The organism is Vibrio sp. JZG10, from assembly GCF_054064075.1.
Window position 1 is genome coordinate 11,970 of the sequence record NZ_JBSUGE010000032.1, and the last position, 24,242, is coordinate 36,211.

The window sequence follows — 24,242 nt, forward strand, 5'->3', positions numbered from 1 at the left end:
GTGTGCCTAGCCAGTTTTCTAATAGTAAAAAACAGATGGCGTTATTGACCCTTTTGGTTCTTTTCAGTCCTCTTGCGATTGATATTTATCTACCTGCTTTACCTCTTATTGCTTCCACTTTTCAGGTCGATAATGCGCTAGCACAAGACACGATCACTTGGTTCTTATTTGCGATGGGTGTAGGGCAACTGTTTGCTGGCCCTTTGGCAGATAAACTCGGACGTCGAACTGTTGCATTGGGCGGTATCACCATTTACGCGATGAGCGCTTTATTGGCGTGGAGTGCTCAAAATATTGAGTGGATGTTGGTTTCCCGACTGCTACAAGGCTTAGGTGCGTGTGCGACATCGGTAGCAGCCTTTGCAACAGTTCGCGATATCTTTGGCCCGGAAAAAAGTGGCAAAATGATCAGCTACCTTAACGGTGCGATTTGTTTCATTCCGGCTTTAGCTCCAATTCTAGGTAGCTGGTTAACTCAGCAATTTGACTGGCGTGCTAACTTTAGCTTTATGGCGGGTTTTGCTGTGGTGTCTGGATCATTGATGTTTTTCATGATGAAAGAAACTAACCCATCAACGGAAAAGCAAGCCGTGTTTAAGCTCAGCCGTTACTGGGCAGTGCTTAGTACGCCATCTTTTGTCTTCCATGCTTCACTGTGTTTAATGGCAATGGCGGTTATTCTCGCGTATGTCACCTCGGCGCCATCGGTATTGATGACAGGGATGGGGTTGTCGATGAATGAGTTCACCTTCTGGTTTGGTGTAAATGCAGTGATCAATATTGCGGCTTGTATGCTTGCGCCTAAGTTTATGGAGCGCGTTGGCACGCACAACACCTTAGTTACGGGGATCTCGACTCTGGGCCTCGCAGGTGTGATCATGCTAGTGATGAATGGTCAGAATACCGCGCTTTCTTTCATGCTACCTATTTTCATGTCGTCAGTGGGTTTTGCATTCATTCTGGGTGCAGCAGCAGGGAAAGCATTAGAACCGTTTGGTGATAAGGCGGGTACGGCAGCTGCACTGCTTGGGTTGTTCCAAATGAGTGGCTCTGGTTTGTTGGTTGGTACGTTGCAGCGTTTATCTTTGGAACCTCAAACACTGATCGCAATTCATATGTGGGTTCTATTGCCTGCGTTAGTGGTTCTGTTTACAAAAGCAGGTAAGAACTGGCATTCAAGCTTTGCGAAAGCGTAAATCAGTGGTAATTTAGTATTTTCCAATGTAAGTAAGGCGTGTATATTTGTCGTTCAGACTTTTCCTGACACCATAACGGAACTCAAAAAGTAATGTCGTTAACCACGTATGAAATGGCTCGTATTCTAGAGCAAATGGAAGATTCACCAGAAAAGGTGATGTTTGGCAAGTTGCTTAATGAGCTGGGTAATCAAAGCTCCGAGCGTATTCGTAGTGCGGCTAAACAAGTACCTCTGCCAATTTTGCGTGATATCGTGTACCAATTCCAGCAAGTGATTGAGTCGCGCAAAGGCGAACAAGTTGAGCTGTTGGCAAAAGATCTTGCTCAACAGGGCATCTCAGCTGATGAGCTTCTTGCTTACTTAAATAAACAATAAAAAGTCCCCGCCACTGCGGGGATTTTTTTATCGCGTCAGCTTGTTCTTTATAACATGGTCAATAGAGATAACTCCCGGTCCCCATACGATGACCACTAAAATCATGAATCCCCACAATTGATGGTCATAGAACCCTTTTTCCCACAATACCGGGTAAGAGATGACCGCGATGATATTGAACACAAACAGAATCGCAGCCATCGGGCGGGTAATTAATCCCAACGCTAAAAATACTGGCAGAATTAACTCGGCAGCCGTTCCCATGTAGGCCGCTAACTCCCAAGGCAAAAGTGGCACTTGGTATTCCAATTCGAATAGATACAGCGTGCTATCCCAAGAAGAAACTTTGATTAACCCTGAATTGAAGAACACCCATGCAACCCACAAGCGACAAAAGAGAAGTAGTAAAGGGACAAAGCCAGCTTGTAAGGTATTGATCAAGTCGTCGTACCGATTGACTAAGTTTTTAACCGTATTCGTCATAGAGTGCTCCTTAGATTGATTTCAATGTAAAGCCGTCAACGAGATCGAGTGCCATGATGCTATTAAGGTGAACGAGCAAAGCTTCGGGTATTTCGCTCAAACTCTGCTTCTGCTCTAAACATTGCAGCAGTTGAAAAACATCGGTATCGAGTGCGTGACATTGAGCTTCTCCATTGGCTTGAATCGAGATGACACCTCGCTGTAATTGATTGATATTGAGCTGTTCAAACTCTTGGTGTTGAATCGCATGAAAGAGATCAAATACGGCGTAGTTTGAGTCAAAGCTGCGACTGCCAGTGCGCAAATGAAACACCAATTGAGGTTGTTGTTCTTCCGTCACTTGGGCAAGTGCAGATAAAGGGATTCGATTTGGTTTTTCGACTTTCTCATTCTGTATTTGTCGAGCTAAGTCCATATGCCATTCAAACCTTGCGACTTCAGGAGTGTACGGGGCTTGGGTCATGACCTGACTAAACTGCATAATCGTATCTTGAAAGCCCACACCATAATGTACGACATTACCTTCTGCTAAGGGGTGAGAAAGCACGTGTTGGCGAGCAATTTGATCGAAGCACTCTTTTCCAACTAAGGCTTCAACCATTGGGTAGGTTGCTGCCAATACCTCACTCAAGCTGATGATAAAGTTATTGCGGTAAATCTGTATGCGTTCATCTGCGGTAAACTTGTCACTCACAATGTCGCATTCTTCACCGAGCGCTTGATAATGTAGGGCTTTAGCAAATTGACTCTGCAAGGTCGCAAGATTCATGACGCTTTCCTTTTGCTCTTTTGGTCAATTAAATGATTTTTCTGCAATAGTGAGGATGCTTTTTCTGCTTCGCCAAGGAGGATTTCTGGTGCAGGAATATCCAAATCCCATTCAATCAGCGTATGGCGAGGGCCGTGTTTTTGTGTCCAACTAACGAACAGCTGCCATACTTCATCACTGACGGGACGGCTATGAGTATCAATCCAAATCTCACCTTTATCCAATGTCTTAATAGTAAAACCTGCCAAATGAATCTCGTCGACTTTGTCGGCTGGAATCGCATCTAGGTATGTGTCGCAATCAAAACCGTGATTGAAGGCGGAAACATATACGTTATTTAAGTCGAGTAATAAACGACAGTCGGTGCGCTTTTGCACTTCGGTAAGAAAGTCCCATTCACTGATGGTTGAATGGTGAAACTTCACATAACTAGATGGGTTCTCAATTAAGATTTCACGTTGTAGATGTTCTTGCACTTCAAGCACGTTACGAGTGAAGACTTGCAGCGCTTCTTCCGTGTAAGGCAAGGGAAGTAGGTCATTGAAGTAGTGACCAACATTTTCACTCCAACTTAAATGGTCAGAAACGAAGAGCGGGTCAACTGTATTTATCAATGCTTTTAGTTGCGCTAAATGTTTCGGGTTCACACGTTCCACCGAACCCAGCGACAAACCAATACCGTGGCAACTAATTTGGTAGTGCTCGCGTAATGCTTGTAGTTGATGGCGCTCTACTGAGTTGGGCTGAAAGTAGTTCTCGCTGTGGATTTCTAGCCACGACAGCTCAGGTTTGTGTTGGCTAAAATAATCGAGATGAGGGGAGCGTAATCCAACGCCAGCAAGAGGATGGAAAGAGTGATATTTCACGTGAAACTCCTTTTCTGATTGGCGAGTAACTGGGGGCGTTGGTTAAAGTGCAACGCGCCCCACAGAAACTTGTGATGTTGAGTTATGAGCCGCTGGTGCTACCGCCAGCCAATTTGTCACACAATCCTTTAGGAACGACAACAAAAGCATCTTTTTGGTTGTCTTCTTTAGAGGTACCCGCGCAAGAGCTGTTTTTCGTTGCGCAGTCATTTTTACCGGCTTTCGCCACGCCATAACACTTTTCTTTTTCTGCTGCGACAGCAGGGGCTGCGGTGAGCATGGTGCCACCAAGAGCAAGAAGGCCAGTAACAGCAGCAGTAACAGCAAGATTCGATTTTTTCATCATAATTTCCTCTGAGTGATTTCCTTTTACTTTCATTCGGCAAGTCGATTCGCCGTTTGGCGTACAACCTTTATCCACCTGCTTAAATTAAAAGATAGAGATGAGGCAGAAAAACTTTCATAAAAATAACTCTCGCGAATGGTTTTGGAGTGATTACCTTCGTTAACTCTTTGAATGAAAGATTAAAAAAACAACGAATTTTTTATCAAGTTTTGTCTAAACAGCACCCAGCTGTTTAGGTTATAATCGGTTTTTATGTATAAATAACCAGTAGCTCATCATGATGGATCCATCTCTATTACTCGACGGTCTAAACGATAAACAGCGTGAAGCCGTTGCAGCTCCTCTAGAAAACTTACTTGTCCTTGCTGGTGCAGGGAGTGGTAAGACTCGCGTTCTTGTTCACCGTATCGCTTGGCTTATGTCAGTCGAGCAAGCTTCTCCTTTCTCGATCATGTCGGTCACCTTCACCAATAAAGCGGCAGCAGAAATGCGTGGTCGTATTGAAGAGTTGATGATGGGCAGTGCATCTGGCATGTGGAATGGGACTTTCCACGGTATTTGTCACCGCATTTTGCGTGCACACTATCTTGATGCCAAGCTACCGGAAGATTTCCAAATCATAGACAGCGATGATCAGCAGCGCTTGTTAAAGCGTTTGATCAAAGCACAAAACTTGGATGAAAAGCAGTGGCCTGCACGCCAAGTTTCATGGTGGATTAATGGTAAGAAGGACGAAGGATTACGCCCATCGCATATCGACGCTTATCACGATCCAGTGACCAAAACTTATTTGCAGCTGTATACCGCTTACCAAGAAGCGTGTGATCGTGCTGGCTTAGTGGACTTTGCGGAAATTTTGTTGCGCGCGCATGAGCTACTGCGTGACAACAAGTTTGTGCGTGAACACTACCAAGCGCGCTTTAAGCATATCTTGGTTGACGAATTCCAAGACACCAACAACATTCAATACGCTTGGCTACGCATGATGGCTGGCCCAGATTGTCACGTGATGATTGTTGGTGACGACGACCAGTCAATTTATGGTTGGCGCGGTGCAAAAGTCGAGAACATTGAGAAGTTCACGCTGGAGTTTCCGAGCGTGAACACCATTCGTCTCGAACAAAACTATCGTTCGACCAAGACGATTCTTGAAGCGTCCAATACCTTGATTGCGAACAACACTGAACGTATGGGTAAAGAGCTGTGGACGGATGGCAATGTGGGAGAGCCGATCTCGGTTTACAGCGCTTATAACGAGCTTGACGAAGCGCGCTTTGCGGTCAATAAAATCAAAGAGTGGCAAGAGAATGGCGGCGCATTGAATGATGCTGCGATGCTGTATCGTAACAACGCGCAATCTCGTGTTTTGGAAGAAGCATTAATTCAGGCAGGCTTACCGTACCGTATTTACGGAGGCATGCGATTCTTCGAGCGTCAAGAAATCAGAGATGCGTTGAGCTACTTGCGTTTGATGGCGAATCGCAACGATGATGCCGCGTTTGAACGTGTCGTGAATACCCCAACACGTGGTCTGGGCGATAAGACGCTAGAGACTATCCGTCGTGCAGCTCGTGATAGAGGGTGCACTATGTGGGAAGCCAGTCTGGCAATGCTCGATGAGCAAGTATTACCGGGTCGAGCAGCTGGTGCGTTAAGTCGTTTTGTCGAATTAATCACCGCGCTGGAAGACGATACACTAGAAATGCCATTGCACGAGCAAACGGACCACGTGATCAAGTACTCGGGTTTGTTTGCGATGTATGAGCAAGAGAAGGGCGAAAAGTCTAAAGCTCGCATAGAAAACTTGGAGGAGCTGGTTACCGCCACTCGCCAATTCGAAAAACCAGAAGAAGCGGAAGAAATGTCTCTGCTGACGGCATTTTTAACACATGCGGCTCTAGAAGCGGGCGAAGGTCAGGCGGACGAATTTGAAGATGCAGTCCAACTGATGACGCTTCACAGTGCGAAAGGTTTGGAATTCCCATTGGTATTCATGGTCGGTGTGGAAGAAGGTATGTTCCCAAGCCAGATGTCCGCTGAAGAGGCAGGGCGCTTAGAAGAAGAGCGCCGTCTGTGTTATGTGGGTATGACGCGCGCGATGCAAAAGCTCTACATTACTTACGCGGAAATGCGTCGCCTATATGGCCAGGACAAATACCACAAACCATCGCGCTTTATTCGTGAATTACCAGAAACGTGTTTGGATGAAGTGCGCATGAAGGCGCAAGTGAGTCGCCCTTCAAGTAGTGGACGTTTTAGCCAAACCGCAGTAAAAGAAAACTTCAATGAGACTGGTTTTTCACTAGGTTCTCGTGTGATGCATCCGAAATTTGGTGAAGGAACGATCATCAACTTTGAGGGCAGTGGCCCACAAAGCCGAGTTCAGATTGCTTTCAATGGTGAAGGCATTAAATGGTTAGTCACCGCTTACGCGAGACTGGAGAAGCTGTAGGGCTTTGTGAAAAAATAAACATAAGAGCTGCTTCGGTGGCTCTTTCTGTTTTGGCTGTTTTGAATCAACAAAATGCTGAAAGATAGGGAGCTAAATGACGCTATTCGAAAAGGCTCTTAGTCTAAATCGCTTATCTTTAGACAAAGAAAAACCCCGAGGGCTTACGCCCGTCGGGGTTATAGTCTTACTCGCAGCAATCCAGCTACTAAAAGTGCTCCATGCATCAAATCCTTGATAGCGTGCTGCATTCCTTCAGCTTAATCCTTTCGTCGCCTTCCTAGCGGTGTCCTTGACCTTATCCTGGTCTGCTAACCATCCTCGTTAGCTCTCATCACTTGTTCCCTGAGCGGTGTCCATGACATCTTCCTGATGTTCAGTCCTTTCCTCGTCCAGAGGTGTCCATTTCCCGTCCTTAGTAGCAACCGTCCTAGTCGCTATTGATTCCGTTCAATGTCCAGTTTTGCAATCCATGCCCGACTATTCATCCTGAATACCCGTTTCTTCTTCCTGAAGTTCACCAAATCCGTGGTGTTTCCTGTTCCGTGTCAGCATCCTTCCGACAAGGTTCATATTACGCTCTTCACGATTCTCAACAATGGTCGAAGCCCACATTTTTCTCAATCAAAAGCGTTTGAAAAATAAACATGTTTATACTATTCAATGTCTTATGGTTATTTGTGGGCTGTTTTACCATTAAAAAAGAGAGGTTTGCTCCATTCCTTGTGAGAGATCTCGCACAAGGAGTCGAGCAAAACAGGCCTATTTGCCGATTGCTGCTCCTTCTCGACGAGGATCTGCGGCACCTTCTAGTCCATCTTTTGTGATGCGTATCGCATGCAGTCCAGAATTCAAATCACGAACATTGGTTTTAAAGCCCATCTTCTCCAGCTCTGGCTGTAAGCCTTCTGCAGCGGTACCTTGCTCAATATCTAAGGTGCCAAAACGGTCGAGTAATCGTGGTTGATTGATTGCTTGTTGGATATCCATATCCCATTGCGTGTGGGCAATGATGGTTTGCGCCACGTAACCGATGATTCGACTGCCACCCGGAGAGCCTATTGCCATGTAAGGTTTGTTATCTTTCATCATAATGGTCGGGGCCATTGAAGATCGTGGACGCTTGCCTGGTTCTATGCGGTTGGCGATTGGGATTCCGTCGTTATGAGTACGGAAAGAAAAATCGGTCAGTTCATTATTGAGCAAGAAGCCACGCACCATTAAGCGCGAGCCAAACGCATTCTCAATGGTGGTCGTCATGGAAACCACATTGCCTTGCTTATCGACGATATTGAAATGGCTGGTGGAAGGGAGTTCAATGGACTCGTCCATGCTTAAGTTTATTGCGTGCGACCACGGAGGATTGCCCGCTTCAACTTTGCTTAGTGCTTTGCCGACTTGGATCAGCTCTGCTCGCTGCTGGAGGTAGCTTTTATCAAGCAAGCCTTGAGTTGGCATCGGCACGTAATCTTGGTCTGCCATGTATTTACCACGGTCAGCAAACGCTAGACGCGATGCATCGGCGAGTACTTGCCAAGATTTAATGCTGTTAGCCCCCCAGCCTTTGAGATCGTACTGTTCAGTGATCGCCAAAATCTGACCAATGGTGAGCGCGCCAGAGCTTGGTGGTCCCATGCCGCAAATGTCATAGCTTTGGTATGCTGCACAAACCGGCTCACGTTGTCTGATTTGGTAGGTATCAAAGTCGGGTTGGGCTAATACACCGGGGTTACCCGGCGCGTTTTGTACCGTCTCGATAATGTCTCTGGCGATATCCCCATGGTAGAAGGCTTGGGCGCCTTGCTTAGCAATAGCACTCAGCGTTTGTGCGTATTCAGGGTTTTTTAATAGCGTACCTTCGGTTTTTGGCGAGCCATCCGAGTTAAAGAAATAGGCTTTTGTGACTGGAAAGCGTGATAAACGCTCGGCGTCTTTTTCTATCAAGCTTGCTAGGCGAGGACTGACTTTGAATCCTTGCTCCGCAAGCGAGATAACAGGCTGAATGATCTTTTTCCATTCCAGCTTGCCGTATTTCTGGTGAGTATCCCACAATAGTTTCACGGTGCCTGGTGTTGCGACAGAGCGTCCACCAACCACGGCATCGTAGAATTGCAATGGCTGACCGTTCTCATCTAAAAATAGCTTTGGCGTTACGGCGAGGGGGGCGGTTTCACGTCCGTCGTAAGTGGTCAGTTTTTGCTTTTCACTATCCCAATACACTAAGAACGCACCACCACCAACGCCTGATGACTGGGGTTCAACTAAGCCGAGCATCAATTGCACCGCGACCATGGCATCTATCGCATTCCCGCCTTGCTCAAGTACGTCTGCACCCGCTTGAGTCGCCAGTGGGTTAGCAGCGGTAACCATATAATCTTTAGCTTTGACCAGCTGCTTTTGCTCAATGCCAGTGCTGTGCTCTGGTGCGACCGAATCTGCAGCTTGGTTAGCGAAGGCTTGTCCAGTGAAGGTGAAAGGGGAAGTAAGAAAAAGACCCGAGAGTACGAGTCGGTTAAATGTCCATTGCATGATGACTCTCCATGTTGCCAACTAAGGTTATTCAGCTTGGCAGCCACGGAGATAGTCGTCGAGTTTCCTATTAAAGAAATGTCGAGTGTGCGACGCTTTTAAATCAGAGAGTTATCGAGAAAGGAGCGGAAGGTTTGCACTAAAATACTGCTGCCAACTAGGGTAAATACCACACCACATAAACCATCTATATAAATGCCGGCTTGCTGCAATCTTGTTTGCAAGCGCTGCGTTGACAGCATCCATGCAAGGCTAGAAAACCAGAGTAGCGACAAACCAAACAAAATCACCAGAGCAATTCCTTTTCCTGTCACCGACATGCCCACTGGGACAAGGCTCGACATTAAACTCACAAAAAATACTAAGGCTTTGGGGTTGAGAATATTGGTTGCGAACCCCTTGGTAAACGCCTGACGTTTATTACCGATCACAAGGTTACTGTTTTTGCTTGGCTGATCAGAAAGTGGTTTTTTGATCGTCGCGATCACGCCGCGCAGTGCACCGATACCCAAATACAACAGATAGCTGCCCCCAAGCAATTGTAAGACGGAGTAGAGCAGAGGATGCTGGTGAACTAAATAGCTCACCCCCGTTAGGCTTAATAAAGAATGCAGCAAAATACCGACTGATAAGCCAAGCGCAATGTATAAGCCAGTTTGACGGCCATGACGGGTGGCATTTTGTACCACAAGCGCAAAATCCGGACCTGGGCTCATTAAGGCAATGAAGTGGATACTGGCAAGCGTTAAAAGGATAGTCGATTCATTCATAACACATCTCAAAACATAGTGGATATGAGCTATTGTCGTGATTCTTATTCGCTAGTGCTTGTAAAAAACTAGCAGTACTGAATACCACAGCGTATGAGATATTAGCGTGCCACTTGCGAAGGCGAGACGCCATAGGTTTGTTTAAACGCTTTACTAAAGTGGGCCTGATCATAAAAGCCCACTTGATAGGCGACGTCCGTACCACACCATCCTGCTTGGAGTAGTTTCATTCCTTGCTCTAATCGCAAGCGAGCAAACCAAGCGTAGGGAGTCATCCCCGTTTGCGCTTTGAAATGGCGTTGAAACTGCGTGGGGCTCAGTTGGCAGAGCTCTGATAGGGCATCTAAGCGAACCGTTTGGTCGAGATTCGCCATTAAGTAATCTTTTAAGGTATGCAAAGACTGTTTTCCAAGCGGAACCACTTTTTGCCTCGCGAGTGATCCGTAGCGATCAAAAAGTTGATTAAATCCTTCAAAAGGAAGGCAATCTTTGGTGAGTTGGCTGAGGTTATCGCGGCGAAGAAGAGCATGTAAGTTACTAAGTTGTGAAAATATCTGTGGATCGGAGATGATCAATTCATTAAAGCGGATTATTTGACCATTTTGACTAAGATCGGCAAGATCGCTGAGTAGGTGCGGCTCGATCGCAAATACATTCACTTCATAGCCACTTTCGAGCTTAGAGTGCCCGTCGTGCAGTTCATCTGGCGGCATAATTACGATTTGCCCATGACCCACTTGATGGCTACAGCCTTGATATTGGAACTTTTGCGTGCCATGCGTGATTAGACCGAGGTGAAAATCCAGATGATAGTGCCTTTGAAAAGCAAACTTCTGGTATTTCGCCTCGATCAGGCTCAGCTGATCATGGTCGGTTGCGTAGTATTGAATCTGTTCCATTACATACAAAAAAAGCTTGGTCACATTGTGACCAAGCTTATCTGGCAATTTCTAACTTGTCTTGTAAAAAACGATCACTGTGGCTGAACGATTCGGCGTGAGCGACGGTTGTTGCGCAGTCCATCAAAGCTAAATACGACTAGCGCTCCCCAAATAAAGGCAAAGGTAATCGCTTTATCCATGGTAAAGGGTTCGCCATACATCAGTACTGCCAGTAAGAACATCAAGCTTGGGCCGATGTACTGGAAAAAGCCCAACGTTGATAATTTGAGTCTTGTTGCCGCACCCGTAAAACAAAGTAGGGGCAGTGTGGTAATCACCCCTGCTGCAATCAACAAGCTATTTAATGCTAACGGGTTAGTGAGCATATTCGACGTTGGGGTTTCTGCAATAAACAGCAGATACACGGCGGCGACAGGCAGAAGAAGTAATGTTTCGATAAACAATCCTGTTTTTGCATCGACACTGACTTTCTTCCTTAAGAGGCCATAGAAGCCGAAACTCATTGCTAACGCCATCGCAACAACGGGCACGGAGCCGAATACAATCAATTGGACCAGTACGCCACAGCCCGCTAATACGACAGCAAACCATTGCAACTTACGAAGTCGCTCTCCCAAAAAGACCATACCGAGCAAGACATTGATTAATGGGTTGATGTAATAGCCTAAGCTTGCGTCAAGCATATGATTGGAATTGACCGCCCAGATAAAAATCAGCCAGTTTCCGCCAATTAATACAGAACTTGCGATCAGGTAAGCGATCTTCGTTTTGTCTTTCGCGATGTAGTAAACCGAGCGCCAGTGACGGCCAAAGTGAAGGAGTGCGGCAAGCAAAAAGAAAGACCAAATCACCCGGTGGCTCAGAATCTCCAAAGGGGATACTTGTGCGATGGATTTAAAATACATCGGCGCAATGCCCCACATGGTATAGGCACCAATCGCCAGCAAGATACCTTGCCGAGCGCGTTGTTGTTCGTCTTCTGGTGTCATGATGTGTCACCTAATTGTGTGTTTATAGAGCAGAAAATCAGTATACGAGTCGTGATGCGAAACACCTAGCAATTTGCGGTTTTATTCACCACGAAACCCCATTACAATGTGCCCTCACTTTGTGTGCCTGGGCATGCAAAAGCATTTCTACGATCACTCAATCTGAGATTATTCATGACCTCAACCTTGCTAGCCGAACAATCAGATACGCCTGTAACGCCTCAACGTGTGTTGGAGGAAGTCTTCGGTTACCAGACGTTTCGTGATGGTCAGCAAGAAGTTATTGAAGCCGCTATCGAAGGCAAAGACAGCTTAGTCATCATGCCGACGGGTGGCGGTAAATCTCTCTGTTACCAAATTCCGGCGTTAGTGCGCTCAGGGATTACCTTGGTGATTTCACCGCTGATTTCATTGATGAAAGACCAAGTTGATCAACTGAAAGCCAATGGCGTAGCTGCGGAGTGTGTGAACTCGACCATGAATCGAGAAGAGCTACTGAGTGTGTATAATCGCATGCACTCTGGTCAGCTTAAGCTAGTGTATGTCTCGCCAGAGCGCGTGTTAATGCGTGACTTTATTGAGCGTTTAGAAAACTTACCCTTATCTATGATCGCCGTGGATGAAGCACATTGTATCTCTCAGTGGGGACATGATTTTCGCCCAGAATACGCGGCGTTAGGTCAGTTAAAGCAACACTTTTCGCATGTGCCCTTTATGGCACTCACTGCCACTGCCGATGATGCGACGCGTCGTGATATTCTAGAACGCTTACGCTTACATGAGCCTCAGGTGTATCTAGGAAGCTTTGATCGTCCCAACATTCGTTACACCTTGGTAGAAAAGCACAAACCGGTTTCTCAAATCATTCGCTATCTAGCCACCCAAAAGGGAAGCTGCGGCATTATTTATTGCGGCAGTCGTAAGAAAGTTGAAATGGTGACCGAGAAGCTATGCAACAACCATATCCGCGCTGCTGGTTATCATGCAGGGATGGATGCTGAAGAGCGAGCTTACGTTCAGGAAGCTTTTCAACGTGATGACATTCAAATCGTCGTTGCGACGGTTGCATTCGGTATGGGGATCAATAAGCCAAACGTGCGCTTTGTCGTGCATTTTGATATTCCACGTAACATCGAGTCCTATTATCAGGAAACCGGTCGAGCAGGGCGAGATGGCCTGCCTGCCGAAGCGATGATGCTATACGACCCAGCAGACATCAGTTGGTTGCGTCGTATGTTGGATGAAAAAGATGATGGACCGCAGAAGCAGGTAGAAAGCCACAAACTCAATGCGATGAGTGCTTTTGCGGAAGCGCAAACCTGTCGTCGTCAGGTACTGCTCAACTATTTTGGAGAGTATCGCGAAAAGCCGTGTGGTAACTGTGATATCTGCCTGGATCCACCAAAACACTTTGATGCGACCGAAGAAGCGCGTAAAGCGTTGTCGTGTGTTTACCGCGTTAACCAAAGTTTTGGTATGACGTATGTGGTTGAGGTGCTGCGTGGGATGCAAAACATTCGTGTGCGCGAACACGGCCACGATAAAATTTCGACTTACGGCATTGGTCGTGATCACAGCCATGATTACTGGGTGAGTATCTTCCGCCAGTTAATTCATAAAGGGCTGCTATTTCAAAACATCACTCGTAACTCGACGTTGCAATTAACCGAAGAAGCACGTCCATTACTACGTGGTGATGTGTCTTTAGAACTTGCAGTTCCACGTTTAGATACCGCTGCACGTGCCGCGAAGTCGGATAAACTGACCAGCAAAAACTACGATAAGAAGTTGTTTGCCAAACTACGTAAGCTACGTAAGTCGATCGCCGATGAAGATGGTTTACCACCATATGTGGTATTCAGTGATGCGACCTTGATTGATATGGCAGAAATGCTGCCAACGTCATACGGCGAAATGTTAGCGGTTAGTGGTGTTGGTCAACGTAAACTAGAAAAATACGCCGATCCATTCTTGGATCTGATCCAAGAACACATTACTCACCACGGATAAGGAATCCATATGCACAAGGAATTTGGTCTCGCTGATTACATTGTTGAAGAAGGGCGTCTTATTATTACCGCTCCAAGCTTTGACCTCGATACTTTTCCGGCATTGGGTGAGCGTTTGGTGAAATTATTATCTGCGTCTGTGGTAGAAAAACAGTGGGATGCGGATATTCACTCTTGGTTGATCGATTTTGAAGGCTGCCGCTTGTTTATGAAAGCGGAGCACTACAGCGAAGCGATTTGGTTTGAAGCGCTAACAATAGAAGAGAGTAGGGAAGAGCTCGACTATTTAGCCGGATTGTTCCAACGCGGCTTCTAAATTCAAGTTATCTATTCTTTAAAGGGTGTTTCACATGAAACACCCTTTCTTATTTTTGTATCAAAGCCCTTGGTTTTGACGTGATGTTCGCGAAGAAACGTTTGCGTATAAAACACCGCTTGTGAGTAAAATTGGTTAATGTATAATCGCCCACCGCTTTACTCTGAATGAGTTAAGTTAGTTTAATCGTCATTTTTTACATTGTTGGTAAGAGTGCTTTTCTCTGTAGAAAACGCTCGATTTGGGTTCCCTCGCCCCCAAACCAAACTAAAAAGGTATCGCATGAGTAACTTTACCCCTGCGCAGCAGCGCAACGCCCTTATCTATCTGGTTTTATTTCATCTAGTCATTATTGCGTCCAGCAATTACCTAGTTCAGCTACCGTTTACTATCTTTGGCTTACATACCACCTGGGGTGCATTCACCTTCCCATTTATTTTCCTTGCGACGGATTTAACCGTACGTATTTTCGGTGCTCAGTTGGCGCGTAAGATCATTTTCTTAGTAATGTTGCCTGCTTTGGCTGTCTCTTACTTCTTATCGGTGGTGTTCTTCGAGGGGCAGTTCCAAGGTTTTGGTCACCTAGGGGAATTTAACTTATTCGTTGCTCGTATCGCGATTGCTAGCTTCATGGCGTATCTACTTGGTCAGATTATGGATGTGCACGTGTTCAACCGCCTACGTCAAATGAAACAGTGGTGGGTGGCCCCAACGTGTTCAACGCTTTTTGGTAATGCACTGGATACCATCGCCTTCTTCGCGATTGCGTTCTACCAAAGTCCAGATCCATTTATGGCGGAGCATTGGACGGAAATCGCGCTGGTGGACTACGGCTTTAAGTTAGTGATTAGTCTTGGTCTGTTTGTGCCTATGTACGGCGTACTACTGAATTACTTAATTAAGAAGCTAACGGCAGTGAACCCTAACTTTAAAGTTACGACGACGGCATAGTTTTCATCAGTTAATAGCAACAAAGCCGCTTTTGATAGCGGCTTTGTTGTTTCTAAAGCAAATGTACAGCGAAATGAGTATTTAGATCATCGGTGTCTCAAAACTCTATGAGTTGTACATAGGATAATAACGGGTATTAAAAAGGCTCCAGAAGGAGCCTTTGTCATGGGATAACAACCATTAATCAGAGGTAATCGTTAATGGCCAACCGATATCAGTTTGACGGTTGGATTCGATTTCTAGCTCAGCGGCGGTCAACGGGTTGGCCGCTAGCCACTGCGCATCAATGTTTAATATTAGATTGTCACCTTCAGCCGTTAATACTACGTTTGGCTCTAAGTTTTGGTTGCGACGGTGAGTCAACAACACCGCTAAGCGCAACAACCGCAGTACGCGCTTGGCACTTGAGCCTGATAACGCGTGTTGCTCAGGCAGTGAGGTGAGTTGTTCTCGATAACGACGGGCAATCTCACCAATAAAGAACTTCTGCGCGCGAGTGTAGCCAGGTAAATCCAAATTCTGGAGTAGGTAAGCACTGTGCTCTCCGCCTTTTTTGAAATCGATCGTTAAGCCGATTTCATGCAGCTTTGCGGCGGTTTCAAGCAATATCTTGCCTTGAGGTTCAGTAATCCACTCATCGCCGCCGGCTTGCTCCAACAGTTTGCTTGCCAGTGTCGCAACTTGTTCACCGTATTGGTGATCGAGCTGATAACGATTTTGTACGCTGGCAATTGTGCGAGCACGGATGTCTTCTTGACGTAGCTCTTCAACCATCTCGTAGACTAAGCCTTCACGTAGTGCGCCGCCAGCGAGTGTCATCGCGTCGATTTCCAGTAATTCAAAAACGGCAATCAAAATAGATAGGCCACTAGGGAATACTAACGCACGCTCAAGCGTTAAGCCTTCAATGTCGAGCTCTTCTAAATGATCGGCTAACATGGCTTGCTTCTGCAGGCGTTTCAATTTGGAGTGAGTGATTACTTCGTCCATACCTTGCGCTAGCATTATTTCTTGCAATGCCTGAACGGTGCCTGATGCGCCAACGCACACATCCCAACCGATTTCTGTATAGCGCTCTAGAATTGGCTGGATAGTCTGCTTCGCGCCTTCAATTGCTGCGTCAAAGTTACGCGCATTCAACTGGCGATCTTTAAAGAAGTTTTCCAGCCAAGTCACACAACCCATTTTTAAACTGGTCAGTGCTTTGGCTTCGAAACCTTCACCGATGATGAGTTCTGTACTTGCGCCACCAATATCGACAACAAGGCGGCGACCACTGCCTCCAGAAGTGTGTGCGACACCTTTATAGATAGTGGCTGCTTCTTCTTCACCGGAGATAACGTCGATTGGTTGACCAAGAATCTGGTTCGCTTTCTCCAGAAACACATCTACATTCGTGGCGGTACGTAAAGTGGCTGTGCCTACAATACGAATGTTTTGTTTAGGAATATCCTGCAAGCGTTCCGCAAATAGACTTAAGCAGTCCCATCCTCGCTGCATAGCTTCCATACTAAGAGAATTATGTTCATCTAGGCCCGCTGCTAGACGAACCTTGCGCTTAATTTTAGCCATTGTTTGAACGCTGCCATCGATATGACGCACAACGAGCATGTGAAAACTGTTCGACCCGAGGTCGATGGCGGCGTATAGCGGCGATGATCCTGCTTGACTCATAAACGAACTCAGTTTCCTTTTACGATTGTTTTGGTGCCGATTGACGCGGTTGGCGCGGACGACGTCCTTGCGGCTTGCGGTTACCTGAACCTGAACGAGTACCGCCAGTATTCGTACGACGCTGTTGGTTGCGTGGCGCACGCATACGAATTGGCGCTGGCAGATCTTGGATCAGCGCTGACGAATCGTATTCTGAAACTGGGATAGTGTGCTCAATGTATTCTTCGATTGCAGGCAGGTTAATTGCGTACTCTTCACAAGCAAAACTGATCGAGTGGCCGCTTGCCCCAGCACGACCTGTACGGCCAATACGGTGAACGTAATCTTCACAGTCGTCAGGAAGGTCGTAGTTGAAAACGTGCGTCACTTGAGGAATGTGCAGGCCACGCGCAGCAACGTCAGTTGCAACAAGAATGTCGACATCACCTTTGGTAAATTGCTCAAGAATCTTTTCACGTTTCTTCTGCGGTACATCACCAGTAAGAAGACCGACACGGTGTCCATCGGCGGCCAAGTGACCCCAAACCGATTCACACTTGTGTTTCGTGTTCGCAAAAATGATGGCGCGATCTGGCCATTCTTCTTCAATCAAAGTTTGAAGGAGGGCCATTTTATCTTCGTTAGAAGGGTAGAAAAGTTCTTCCTGAATGCGGTGACCAGTTTTCTGTTCTGGCTCTACCACAACATGCTCAGGGGTGTTCATGTGCTCAAATGCCAGTTCTTGAACACGGTAAGAAAGCGTCGCTGAGAACAGCATGTTCAAACGCTCTTTTGGCTCAGGCATACGACGGAACAAGAAGCGAATGTCTTTAATAAAGCCAAGATCGAACATGCGGTCGGCTTCATCCAGAACAACGGCTTGAATGTTGTTAAGGTTGAATACGCGCTGTTTGTAGAAATCGATGATACGGCCTGTCGTACCAATCAGAATATCGACACCATCTTGCAGCTTATTCAATTGCTTATCGTAGCTTTCACCACCGTAAGCCAAAGCGGTTTTTAGACCAGTGCTCTCAGTTAATGCTTCTGCATCATTGTAAATCTGAATAGCAAGCTCACGTGTTGGCGCCATAATGATTGCGCGTGGCTGCGTAGGCTTACGACCTTCATGCTCTGGTGTCGTCAGAAGGTGGTTGAATGTAGCAGTAAGAAACGCGAGCGTTTTACCAGTACCCGTTTGGGCCTGGCCTGCGATGTCTTGGCCGGTGAGCAGGACCGGCAACGCCAAGGCTTGGATAGGGGTACAAAATTCGAACCCTTTTTTGTCCAATCCTTCAATAACTTGGGGCTTTAAGCCCAAATCGGCGAACTTTTGCTCTGTGATATGCGTCTTTTTCATGGCTATAGAATATCAGCTAAAGCTTGCAATACGAAAGTAAATACATTCCAATAGGGCATCTAATTACTGGTTATCATCCAACCAGTTTCGAAAAACACATTGGAGTGGAAGATGAGTGATAAGATTTTGCAGCTAACTGATGACGGTTTTGAAAACGATGTAATCAACGCTGCAGGCCCGGTTCTAGTGGATTTCTGGGCAGAATGGTGTGGTCCTTGTAAAATGATCGCTCCTATTCTGGACGAAATCGCAGACGAGTACGAAGGCAAACTCACTATCGGTAAACTAAACATCGACCATAACGCAGGTACACCACCTAAGTTTGGTATTCGCGGCATTCCAACGCTACTGCTATTCAAAGACGGCAACGTAGCGGCAACGAAAGTTGGTGCTCTGTCTAAAACTCAACTAAAAGAGTTTTTGGACGCAAACTTATAATCACCAAGTGATTACAGATAAAACCGTGCAAAGTAACAACGCACGGTTTTGTTTTTCTAACTCTGGACTAGAATACTAATTAGTGCTAACTTATCGCGCGTTAATTGAACAAATTTCTCTTCTTGGTCGATCCTGAGACCAAATCCATCTTAACTAGAAAACAGATCTTATTTTGACTAAACAAGAATCCACCACCATGAACCTTACCGAACTGAAGAACAGACCTGTGTCTGACCTTGTAAAACTGGGCGAAAGCTTAGGATTAGAGAACCTAGCTCGCTTAAGAAAACAAGACATCATCTTCGCGATTTTAAAAGCGCACGCTAAAGGCGGCGAAGACATCTTTGGCGATGGGGTTCTGGAAATTCTGCAAGACGGCTTTGGTTTCCTACGCAGTGCAGATAGTTCATACCTTGCGGGTCCGGACGATATCTACGTATCACCAAGTCAGATTCGTCGCTTTAACCTACGTACTGGTGACTCTATCGCTGGTAAAATTCGTCCACCAAAAGACGGTGAACGCTACTTTGCCCTTCTAAAAGTCAATACCGTTAACGACGACAAACCAGACAACGCTCGTAACAAGATCCTATTTGAAAACCTTACCCCTCTACATGCAAATGAACGCATGGTAATGGAGCGTGGTAACGGTTCTACAGAAGACATCACAGCACGTGTTTTAGATTTGGCATCGCCTATCGGTAAAGGTCAACGTGGTCTGATTGTTGCTCCGCCAAAAGCGGGTAAGACAATGCTTCTGCAAAATATTGCTCAAAGCATCGCATACAACCACCCAGAGTGTGAGTTGATGGTACTTCTTATCGACGAACGTCCAGAAGAAGTAACAGAGATGCAGCGTCTAGTTAAAGGTGAAGTAGTCGCGTCGACTTTCGATGAGCCAGCATCTCGTCACGTACAAGTAGCGGAAATGGTAATCGAGAAAGCGAAACGTCTTGTTGAACACAAGAAAGACGTGGTTATCCTGCTTGACTCTATCACTCGTCTCGCTCGTGCTTACAACACCGTAGTACCTTCATCAGGTAAAGTACTGACAGGTGGTGTGGATGCAAACGCACTACACCGTCCTAAGCGTTTCTTTGGTGCAGCACGTAATGTTGAAGAGGGCGGTAGCCTAACGATCATCGCAACGGCACTAGTAGATACTGGTTCTAAGATGGATGAAGTTATCTACGAAGAGTTCAAAGGTACAGGTAACATGGAACTGCACTTGAACCGTAAGATTGCTGAGAAGCGTGTATTCCCTGCGATTGACTTCAACCGTTCAGGTACACGTCGTGAAGAGCTACTGACGAAGACTGATGAACTACAGAAAATGTGGATTCTGCGTAAGATCGTTCACCCAATGGGCGAAATCGACGCGATGGAATTCCTCATTGATAAGCTAGCGATGACGAAGACCAACGATGAGTTCTTCGATGCGATGCGTCGTCAGTAATAGCTGAGTCCTTATTCTAAAAAAGCCACCGTTAACGGTGGCTTTTTTGTTGCTTTCTCCCGATGGAAGCATCAGAATGAGGAAAATGTTATCGGGAGGTTAACATGCAACAAGGAATGTTGTCGTCATTACTCCTGAGCTTGTCACTTATCACACTACCCGCGACGTTATCTGCCAAGGAAATGCAGGAGTCTGTAGTAGAACAGTGGCTTCAGGATACTCAAATACAGGCTAAAGTCTCTGAACTGCTTGATTACGTTGTCAGGGATGAAGTCGACTCGCTTAAATTTGCCCTTGATCGACTAGCTTTACCTCAACAAGAGGTCGTGCGTTTTCGGTTATTGGAAAAGCTTGAGAAGCAAGATGTGATTCTCACGCCTAGAATGGCTCTGTTTGTTGAGTCTCAGATCCGTATGACTCCTACTTATCAGGTTCTAGAGCGAGGGGACGGGTATGAGTTTAGTGTGCCTGCCTTTAACTTTCCTGCCATTGCGAGCCGCTTGATTAAGCGTTGGAAGCAAGACCAAAGTACCTTGGACTTTGTACTACAAGCTGAGCGGAAAGAGCTCGACTTAAAGCAATGGCTTACAGGGCAATCTCAACAAGTTCAGGCGCGTGAAGCACTTTTGATTCGAGAGTTGGACAGCTTATCACCGCATGCGCTTGCCGCATTAACCACTCAGTTAACCAAAGCGAATGTGACCAGTTGGCTACCATCGACAGCCGTGATCGTGAGATTAGCGCAAGTAAGTCAAGATGAGGAAGTGTACAACTTACTCTGGCGGATGAGAGCGGATTACAACAGCCAGTCCGAACTCGAGCGTTTAGCTACGGTTGGGGACGTTTTTTCAATTCAGCAATTGATGAACTCCACCGTCAATCCGTCACTCAAACCAGAAGCCATTAGTCTACTTACAAAGTCCAACCCTTTATCTCCGCAAGTGAAACAGTTTCTAGTGAGCAAAATGGCACTATCGGAAGAAGCTACCATGGTCGCTCGAGAGCTGGCGCAGCAAGGGCATCAAACCTGGTTGGAAGAGTTAGTCTCTAACAACCATCAAGTGAAGACTCGGCAGATAGAGCAAGTATTAAAGTAATCTGGCTCACATACCCACACAAAATAGGAGGATCTTAGCGTCCTCCTATTTGTTATACTGCGGACAGTTTAATCAGCCAGTCATGAAGGCCTATGAGTTTTAAGGATTTACGCGAATTTATCGACCACCTAGAACAGAAAGGTCGACTTAAACGCATTGCTCACCCTGTCGATCCCGCTTACGAAATGACAGAAATCAGTGACCGCACCTTGCGTGCTGGTGGCCCTGCTTTGTTATTCGAGAATCCGATCGGCTACAACGTCCCCGTTCTGACTAACTTATTTGGTACGCCAGAGCGTGTCGCGATAGGTATGGGACGCGAAGACGTAAAAGAACTGCGCGAAGTTGGTAAACTGCTGGCTTATTTAAAAGAACCTGAGCCACCAAAAGGCTTCAAAGACGCATTGGAAAAATTGCCAGTGTTCAAGCAAGTATTGAACATGCCAGCCAAGCGTCTGCGCAAAGCGGCGTGCCAAGAGGTTGTTTGGCAGGGGGACGAAGTCGATTTGGATAAAGTCCCGGTAATGAGCTGTTGGGCAGAAGATGTTGCACCACTGCTCACGTGGGGCTTAACCGTGACCAAAGGTCCAAACAAGAAACGTCAGAACCTAGGTATTTACCGCCAACAGAAAATCGCCAAGAACAAAATCATCATGCGTTGGTTAGCTCATCGTGGTGGTGCGCTTGACCTACGTGATTGGATGGAAACCAATCCAGGTAAACCTTTTCCGGTTTCGGTTGCGTTTGGCGCAGACCCTGCAACCATTCTTGGCGCAGTAACACCAGTGCCAGATACGCTATCGGAGTACGCGTTTGCAGGTTTGCTGCGTGGAAGCAAAACTGAAGTCGTTAAGTCAGTCAGCAATGATCTGGAAGTGCCAGCAAGCGCGGAAATCGTCATGGAAGGCTATATCGACCCGAACGAGTTTGCTGATGAAGGTCCTTATGGCGATCACACTGGCTACTACAACGAAAAAGAAAAGCACCACGTGTTTAACATTACGCACATTACCATGCGTAAAGACCCAATCTACCACAGTACCTACACAGGCCGTCCGCCAGATGAACCAGCTGTATTGGGTGTGGCATTAAACGAAGTCTTTGTGCCGATTCTGCAAAAGCAGTTCCCAGAGATCGAAGACTTCTATCTACCGCCAGAAGGTTGTTCGTACCGAATGGCAGTCGTCACCATGAAGAAGCAGTACCCAGGACATGCCAAGCGCGTAATGATGGGTGTGTGGTCTTTCTTACGTCAATTCATGTACACCAAGTTTGTTATTGTGTGCGATGAATCGGTAAACGCACGAGATTGGAATGATGTCGTTAAAGCCATGTCAGAGCATATGGATCCTGTACGTGATACCTTGATGATAGACAACACGCCAATCGACTCGCTCGACTTTGCTTCGCCAGTGGTTGGGCTTGGCTCTAAGATGGGCTTGGATGCGACCATTAAATGGGATGCTGAACTCGCGACACGAACCAAGGTTACTGAGCGTGACAATAAAGCGATTAACGAAGCGGATCTGGATGCATTAAAACAGCAACGCCCTGAGATTGTTGATGTCTATCTACCAGCCACAGCAAACAACCAATTTGCTGTTGTGACCATGAAGAAAGACCAAGCCGGTCAATCTCAAGAATTGATGGAATATTTATGGGGATTCTTTGCTCAGTACGCGGATAACAAATTCATTATCTTGTGCGACGATGACGTCAATGCACGAGATTGGAATGACATCATTTGGGCTGTAACAACTCGAATGGACCCAGATAGAGACACAACTCAAGTGCGTGGTAATACTGAGAGTTCATCCAAATTAGGATTGGATGCGACCAACAAGTTCGAATCTGAAGTCACGCGCGAGTGGGGTACGCCTATCAAAAAAGATCCTAAACTTGTGGCTAAAGTCGATGAGATTTGGGACCAGTTAGGTATTCTATGAGTCATCAAGTCCACCTTCTACCAATGGACGTTACGTTTCCAGTAAAAGAAGGGGAGACGGTGTTGGAAGCTGCGCTCAACAACAATATTCGCTTCCCACACCGTTGCCAAGTTGGCGCTTGCGCCATGTGCATGTGTAAAAAGCTAACGGGCGAGGTGAATTACCACCTCGAACCGATGCTAACCGAAAAAGAGCAACAGCAAGGTTGGATATTCCCTTGCCAAGCCTATACAGAAAGTAATTTAGTGCTTACTTTTGATGAGTAAGCGAGAGGAACACCATGACCATCCAATGTAAAGTAAAGTCTATTCAGCCGTTAGCTTGTAATACTTACCAAATCCTTCTTCACCCAGAATCACCAGTGCCTTTTAAAGCGGGTCAGTACCTAATGGTAGTGATGGGTGAAAAAGACAAACGTCCTTTCTCTATCGCGAGCAGCCCTTGCCGTCATGAAGGTGAACTTGAACTGCATATCGGTGCGGCGGAACACAACGCTTACGCTCAAGAAGTTGTCGAAGCAATGCAAGCGGCGCTTGAAACTGATGGTCAGATTGAAATTGATGCCCCGCATGGTGATGCTTGGGTTCAAGAAGAAAGTGAACGTCCACTATTATTAATTGCTGGTGGTACAGGTTTTAGTTACGTGCGCTCGATTCTGGATCACTGCGTAGCGCAGAACAAAACCAACCCTATCTATCTATATTGGGGCGCGCGCGATAACTGCCAACTTTATGCAAAAGAAGAACTGGTCGAGATCGCTGATAAGTTTACTAACGTTCACTTTGTTCCAGTAGTAGAAGAAGCACCTGCTGATTGGCAAGGTAAGGTTGGTAACGTGCTACAAGCGGTGAGTGAAGATTTCGAAAGCTTAGAAAACTACGATATCTATATTGCAGGTCGCTTCGAAATGGCTGGTGCAGCACGTGAACAGTTCACTCAGAACAAGAAAGCGAAGAGCGAACGTATGTTCGCAGACGCGTACGCATTCATTTAAATACGGCTTATGAGGCAAAAAAAGAGGGTTTTTTACCCTCTTTTTTGCTTTTTTGATGAAATAGTCATCGAACAGTCAGTTTTTTCCATTTTTTTCCAAAAAAGGGTTGCGAACGGATCTGAGTTCCCTATAATGCGCATCCACCGACACGGCAGACGCGATAAGGCTTCAGCAGGGTCGGAGAGGTAAAAAGCTTCTACGAAAATAAAATTGAAAAAGTGTTTGACACTGCCAATTAAATCGCTAGAATGCACCTCCGCTTTGAGAGAAAAACTTCTCGCAAAGCAAGCTCTTTAACAATATAGACCTATCAATCTGTGTGGGCACTCGTTGATGATAATCCAAT

22 protein-coding genes are annotated in these 24,242 nt (G+C 46.3%); 12 read left to right on the forward strand and 10 right to left on the reverse strand.

Annotated elements, in window-relative coordinates; genetic code table 11:
- The first annotated feature begins 35 nt into the window (after positions 1-35).
- Together ACWYVB_RS22830 and tsrA are read left to right on the forward strand one after the other, a co-directional pair.
- On the forward strand, positions 36-1,196 hold the full coding sequence (locus ACWYVB_RS22830; RefSeq protein ID WP_031780601.1) for a multidrug effflux MFS transporter: 1,161 nt from the start codon (positions 36-38) through the stop codon (positions 1,194-1,196).
- Positions 1,197-1,288: 92 nt separating this feature from the next.
- Positions 1,289-1,573 (forward strand): H-NS-like global regulator TsrA, encoded by a 285-nt coding sequence (gene tsrA, locus ACWYVB_RS22835; protein WP_005397034.1) that lies wholly within the window; start codon positions 1,289-1,291, stop codon positions 1,571-1,573.
- A 27-nt stretch (positions 1,574-1,600) separates the two neighbouring features.
- Here the strand turns inward: tsrA and ACWYVB_RS22840 are convergent, their stop codons facing one another.
- The 4 genes from ACWYVB_RS22840 to ACWYVB_RS22855 all read right to left on the reverse strand — a co-directional run bounded on the left by ACWYVB_RS22840 (position 1,601) and on the right by ACWYVB_RS22855 (position 4,034).
- Positions 1,601-2,056, reverse strand: coding sequence for a DoxX family protein (locus ACWYVB_RS22840; protein ID WP_012841278.1), 456 nt, complete (start codon positions 2,054-2,056; stop codon positions 1,601-1,603).
- A 10-nt stretch (positions 2,057-2,066) separates the two neighbouring features.
- Positions 2,067-2,825, reverse strand: coding sequence for an HvfC/BufC N-terminal domain-containing protein (locus ACWYVB_RS22845; RefSeq protein WP_203343846.1), 759 nt, complete (start codon positions 2,823-2,825; stop codon positions 2,067-2,069).
- A complete protein-coding gene (gene bufB, locus ACWYVB_RS22850) occupies positions 2,822-3,691 on the reverse strand; it encodes an MNIO family bufferin maturase (RefSeq protein WP_457530279.1) in 870 nt (289 codons plus the stop codon). Before bufB ends, ACWYVB_RS22845 begins: the two co-directional genes overlap by 4 nt.
- An 82-nt stretch (positions 3,692-3,773) precedes the next feature.
- The gene (locus ACWYVB_RS22855; protein ID WP_031780600.1) at positions 3,774-4,034 is read right to left on the reverse strand and encodes a BufA1 family periplasmic bufferin-type metallophore; all 261 of its coding nucleotides are present in this window, start codon (positions 4,032-4,034) and stop codon (positions 3,774-3,776) included.
- 280 nt (positions 4,035-4,314) lie between these two features.
- Between ACWYVB_RS22855 and uvrD the strand changes: the two genes are divergently transcribed.
- A complete protein-coding gene (uvrD, locus tag ACWYVB_RS22860; protein WP_046874565.1) occupies positions 4,315-6,489 on the forward strand; it encodes a DNA helicase II in 2,175 nt (724 codons plus the stop codon).
- Between the two features lie 759 nt (positions 6,490-7,248).
- On the opposite strand, the gene ggt is transcribed toward uvrD, so the two are convergent.
- The 4 genes from ggt to rarD form a co-directional block, all read right to left on the reverse strand.
- Positions 7,249-9,015, reverse strand: a complete 1,767-nt coding sequence (ggt, locus tag ACWYVB_RS22865; protein WP_457530282.1) for a gamma-glutamyltransferase — start codon at positions 9,013-9,015, stop codon at positions 7,249-7,251.
- A 98-nt stretch (positions 9,016-9,113) separates the two neighbouring features.
- Positions 9,114-9,785: a LysE family translocator gene (locus ACWYVB_RS22870; RefSeq protein ID WP_203343849.1), complete on the reverse strand. Its 672-nt coding sequence runs from the start codon at positions 9,783-9,785 to the stop codon at positions 9,114-9,116.
- Between the two features lie 101 nt (positions 9,786-9,886).
- A complete protein-coding gene (locus tag ACWYVB_RS22875; protein WP_031780599.1) occupies positions 9,887-10,684 on the reverse strand; it encodes an AraC family transcriptional regulator in 798 nt (265 codons plus the stop codon).
- 74 nt (positions 10,685-10,758) lie between these two features.
- Positions 10,759-11,676 carry an EamA family transporter RarD gene (gene rarD, locus ACWYVB_RS22880; protein WP_006743075.1) on the reverse strand — a complete coding sequence of 306 codons (918 nt, stop codon included), beginning with the start codon at positions 11,674-11,676 and terminating at the stop codon, positions 10,759-10,761.
- Between the two features lie 174 nt (positions 11,677-11,850).
- Here rarD and recQ point away from each other — a divergent pair, with 174 nt between their 5' ends.
- From recQ to ACWYVB_RS22895, 3 genes are all read left to right on the forward strand, one after another.
- A complete protein-coding gene (gene recQ / locus ACWYVB_RS22885; RefSeq protein WP_203346819.1) occupies positions 11,851-13,686 on the forward strand; it encodes an ATP-dependent DNA helicase RecQ in 1,836 nt (611 codons plus the stop codon).
- 9 nt (positions 13,687-13,695) lie between these two features.
- Positions 13,696-14,001 carry a DUF3630 family protein gene (locus tag ACWYVB_RS22890; protein WP_047010220.1) on the forward strand — a complete coding sequence of 102 codons (306 nt, stop codon included), beginning with the start codon at positions 13,696-13,698 and terminating at the stop codon, positions 13,999-14,001.
- Positions 14,002-14,283: 282 nt separating this feature from the next.
- Positions 14,284-14,952 (forward strand): 7-cyano-7-deazaguanine/7-aminomethyl-7-deazaguanine transporter, encoded by a 669-nt coding sequence (locus ACWYVB_RS22895; RefSeq protein ID WP_005397008.1) that lies wholly within the window; start codon positions 14,284-14,286, stop codon positions 14,950-14,952.
- A gap of 180 nt (positions 14,953-15,132) precedes the next feature.
- Here the strand turns inward: ACWYVB_RS22895 and gppA are convergent, their stop codons facing one another.
- Both gppA and rhlB read right to left on the reverse strand, forming a co-directional pair.
- A complete protein-coding gene (gppA, locus tag ACWYVB_RS22900) occupies positions 15,133-16,626 on the reverse strand; it encodes a guanosine-5'-triphosphate,3'-diphosphate diphosphatase (RefSeq protein ID WP_258660413.1) in 1,494 nt (497 codons plus the stop codon).
- Positions 16,627-16,645: 19 nt separating this feature from the next.
- Complete coding sequence (gene rhlB / locus ACWYVB_RS22905) at positions 16,646-17,965, reverse strand: ATP-dependent RNA helicase RhlB (protein WP_005397003.1); 1,320 nt, start codon at positions 17,963-17,965, stop codon at positions 16,646-16,648.
- A gap of 111 nt (positions 17,966-18,076) precedes the next feature.
- Here rhlB and trxA point away from each other — a divergent pair, with 111 nt between their 5' ends.
- From trxA to fre, 6 genes are all read left to right on the forward strand, one after another.
- Positions 18,077-18,403, forward strand: coding sequence for a thioredoxin TrxA (gene trxA / locus ACWYVB_RS22910; protein ID WP_004745500.1), 327 nt, complete (start codon positions 18,077-18,079; stop codon positions 18,401-18,403).
- 196 nt (positions 18,404-18,599) lie between these two features.
- Positions 18,600-19,859 carry a transcription termination factor Rho gene (gene rho, locus ACWYVB_RS22915; RefSeq protein ID WP_005378757.1) on the forward strand — a complete coding sequence of 420 codons (1,260 nt, stop codon included), beginning with the start codon at positions 18,600-18,602 and terminating at the stop codon, positions 19,857-19,859.
- A gap of 104 nt (positions 19,860-19,963) precedes the next feature.
- On the forward strand, positions 19,964-20,956 hold the full coding sequence (locus tag ACWYVB_RS22920; protein ID WP_012841282.1) for a hypothetical protein: 993 nt from the start codon (positions 19,964-19,966) through the stop codon (positions 20,954-20,956).
- A gap of 92 nt (positions 20,957-21,048) precedes the next feature.
- On the forward strand, positions 21,049-22,902 hold the full coding sequence (gene ubiD / locus ACWYVB_RS22925) for a 4-hydroxy-3-polyprenylbenzoate decarboxylase (protein WP_457530287.1): 1,854 nt from the start codon (positions 21,049-21,051) through the stop codon (positions 22,900-22,902).
- Complete coding sequence (locus ACWYVB_RS22930) at positions 22,899-23,168, forward strand: 2Fe-2S iron-sulfur cluster-binding protein (protein WP_012841284.1); 270 nt, start codon at positions 22,899-22,901, stop codon at positions 23,166-23,168. Before ubiD ends, ACWYVB_RS22930 begins: the two co-directional genes overlap by 4 nt.
- Before the next feature lie 14 nt (positions 23,169-23,182).
- Entirely contained in the window at positions 23,183-23,896 is a 714-nt protein-coding gene (gene fre, locus ACWYVB_RS22935; RefSeq protein WP_005398442.1) for an NAD(P)H-flavin reductase, read from the forward strand.
- Positions 23,897-24,242: the final 346 nt, after the last annotated feature.

Coding starts and splice junctions, on each gene's coding strand:
- recQ (WP_203346819.1), top strand. CDS start 11,851: ATGACCTCAACCTTGCTAGCCGAACAATCAGATACGCCTGTAACGCCT.
- ubiD (WP_457530287.1), top strand. CDS start 21,049: ATGAGTTTTAAGGATTTACGCGAATTTATCGACCACCTAGAACAGAAA.
- ACWYVB_RS22875 (WP_031780599.1), bottom strand. CDS start 10,684: ATGGAACAGATTCAATACTACGCAACCGACCATGATCAGCTGAGCCTG.
- rhlB (WP_005397003.1), bottom strand. CDS start 17,965: ATGAAAAAGACGCATATCACAGAGCAAAAGTTCGCCGATTTGGGCTTA.
- trxA (WP_004745500.1), top strand. CDS start 18,077: ATGAGTGATAAGATTTTGCAGCTAACTGATGACGGTTTTGAAAACGAT.
- rho (WP_005378757.1), top strand. CDS start 18,600: ATGAACCTTACCGAACTGAAGAACAGACCTGTGTCTGACCTTGTAAAA.
- uvrD (WP_046874565.1), top strand. CDS start 4,315: ATGATGGATCCATCTCTATTACTCGACGGTCTAAACGATAAACAGCGT.
- gppA (WP_258660413.1), bottom strand. CDS start 16,626: ATGAGTCAAGCAGGATCATCGCCGCTATACGCCGCCATCGACCTCGGG.
- ggt (WP_457530282.1), bottom strand. CDS start 9,015: ATGCAATGGACATTTAACCGACTCGTACTCTCGGGTCTTTTTCTTACT.
- ACWYVB_RS22930 (WP_012841284.1), top strand. CDS start 22,899: ATGAGTCATCAAGTCCACCTTCTACCAATGGACGTTACGTTTCCAGTA.
- ACWYVB_RS22855 (WP_031780600.1), bottom strand. CDS start 4,034: ATGAAAAAATCGAATCTTGCTGTTACTGCTGCTGTTACTGGCCTTCTT.
- rarD (WP_006743075.1), bottom strand. CDS start 11,676: ATGACACCAGAAGACGAACAACAACGCGCTCGGCAAGGTATCTTGCTG.
- fre (WP_005398442.1), top strand. CDS start 23,183: ATGACCATCCAATGTAAAGTAAAGTCTATTCAGCCGTTAGCTTGTAAT.
- ACWYVB_RS22870 (WP_203343849.1), bottom strand. CDS start 9,785: ATGAATGAATCGACTATCCTTTTAACGCTTGCCAGTATCCACTTCATT.
- ACWYVB_RS22840 (WP_012841278.1), bottom strand. CDS start 2,056: ATGACGAATACGGTTAAAAACTTAGTCAATCGGTACGACGACTTGATC.
- ACWYVB_RS22890 (WP_047010220.1), top strand. CDS start 13,696: ATGCACAAGGAATTTGGTCTCGCTGATTACATTGTTGAAGAAGGGCGT.
- tsrA (WP_005397034.1), top strand. CDS start 1,289: ATGTCGTTAACCACGTATGAAATGGCTCGTATTCTAGAGCAAATGGAA.
- ACWYVB_RS22895 (WP_005397008.1), top strand. CDS start 14,284: ATGAGTAACTTTACCCCTGCGCAGCAGCGCAACGCCCTTATCTATCTG.
- ACWYVB_RS22845 (WP_203343846.1), bottom strand. CDS start 2,825: ATGAATCTTGCGACCTTGCAGAGTCAATTTGCTAAAGCCCTACATTAT.
- ACWYVB_RS22920 (WP_012841282.1), top strand. CDS start 19,964: ATGCAACAAGGAATGTTGTCGTCATTACTCCTGAGCTTGTCACTTATC.
- ACWYVB_RS22830 (WP_031780601.1), top strand. CDS start 36: ATGGCGTTATTGACCCTTTTGGTTCTTTTCAGTCCTCTTGCGATTGAT.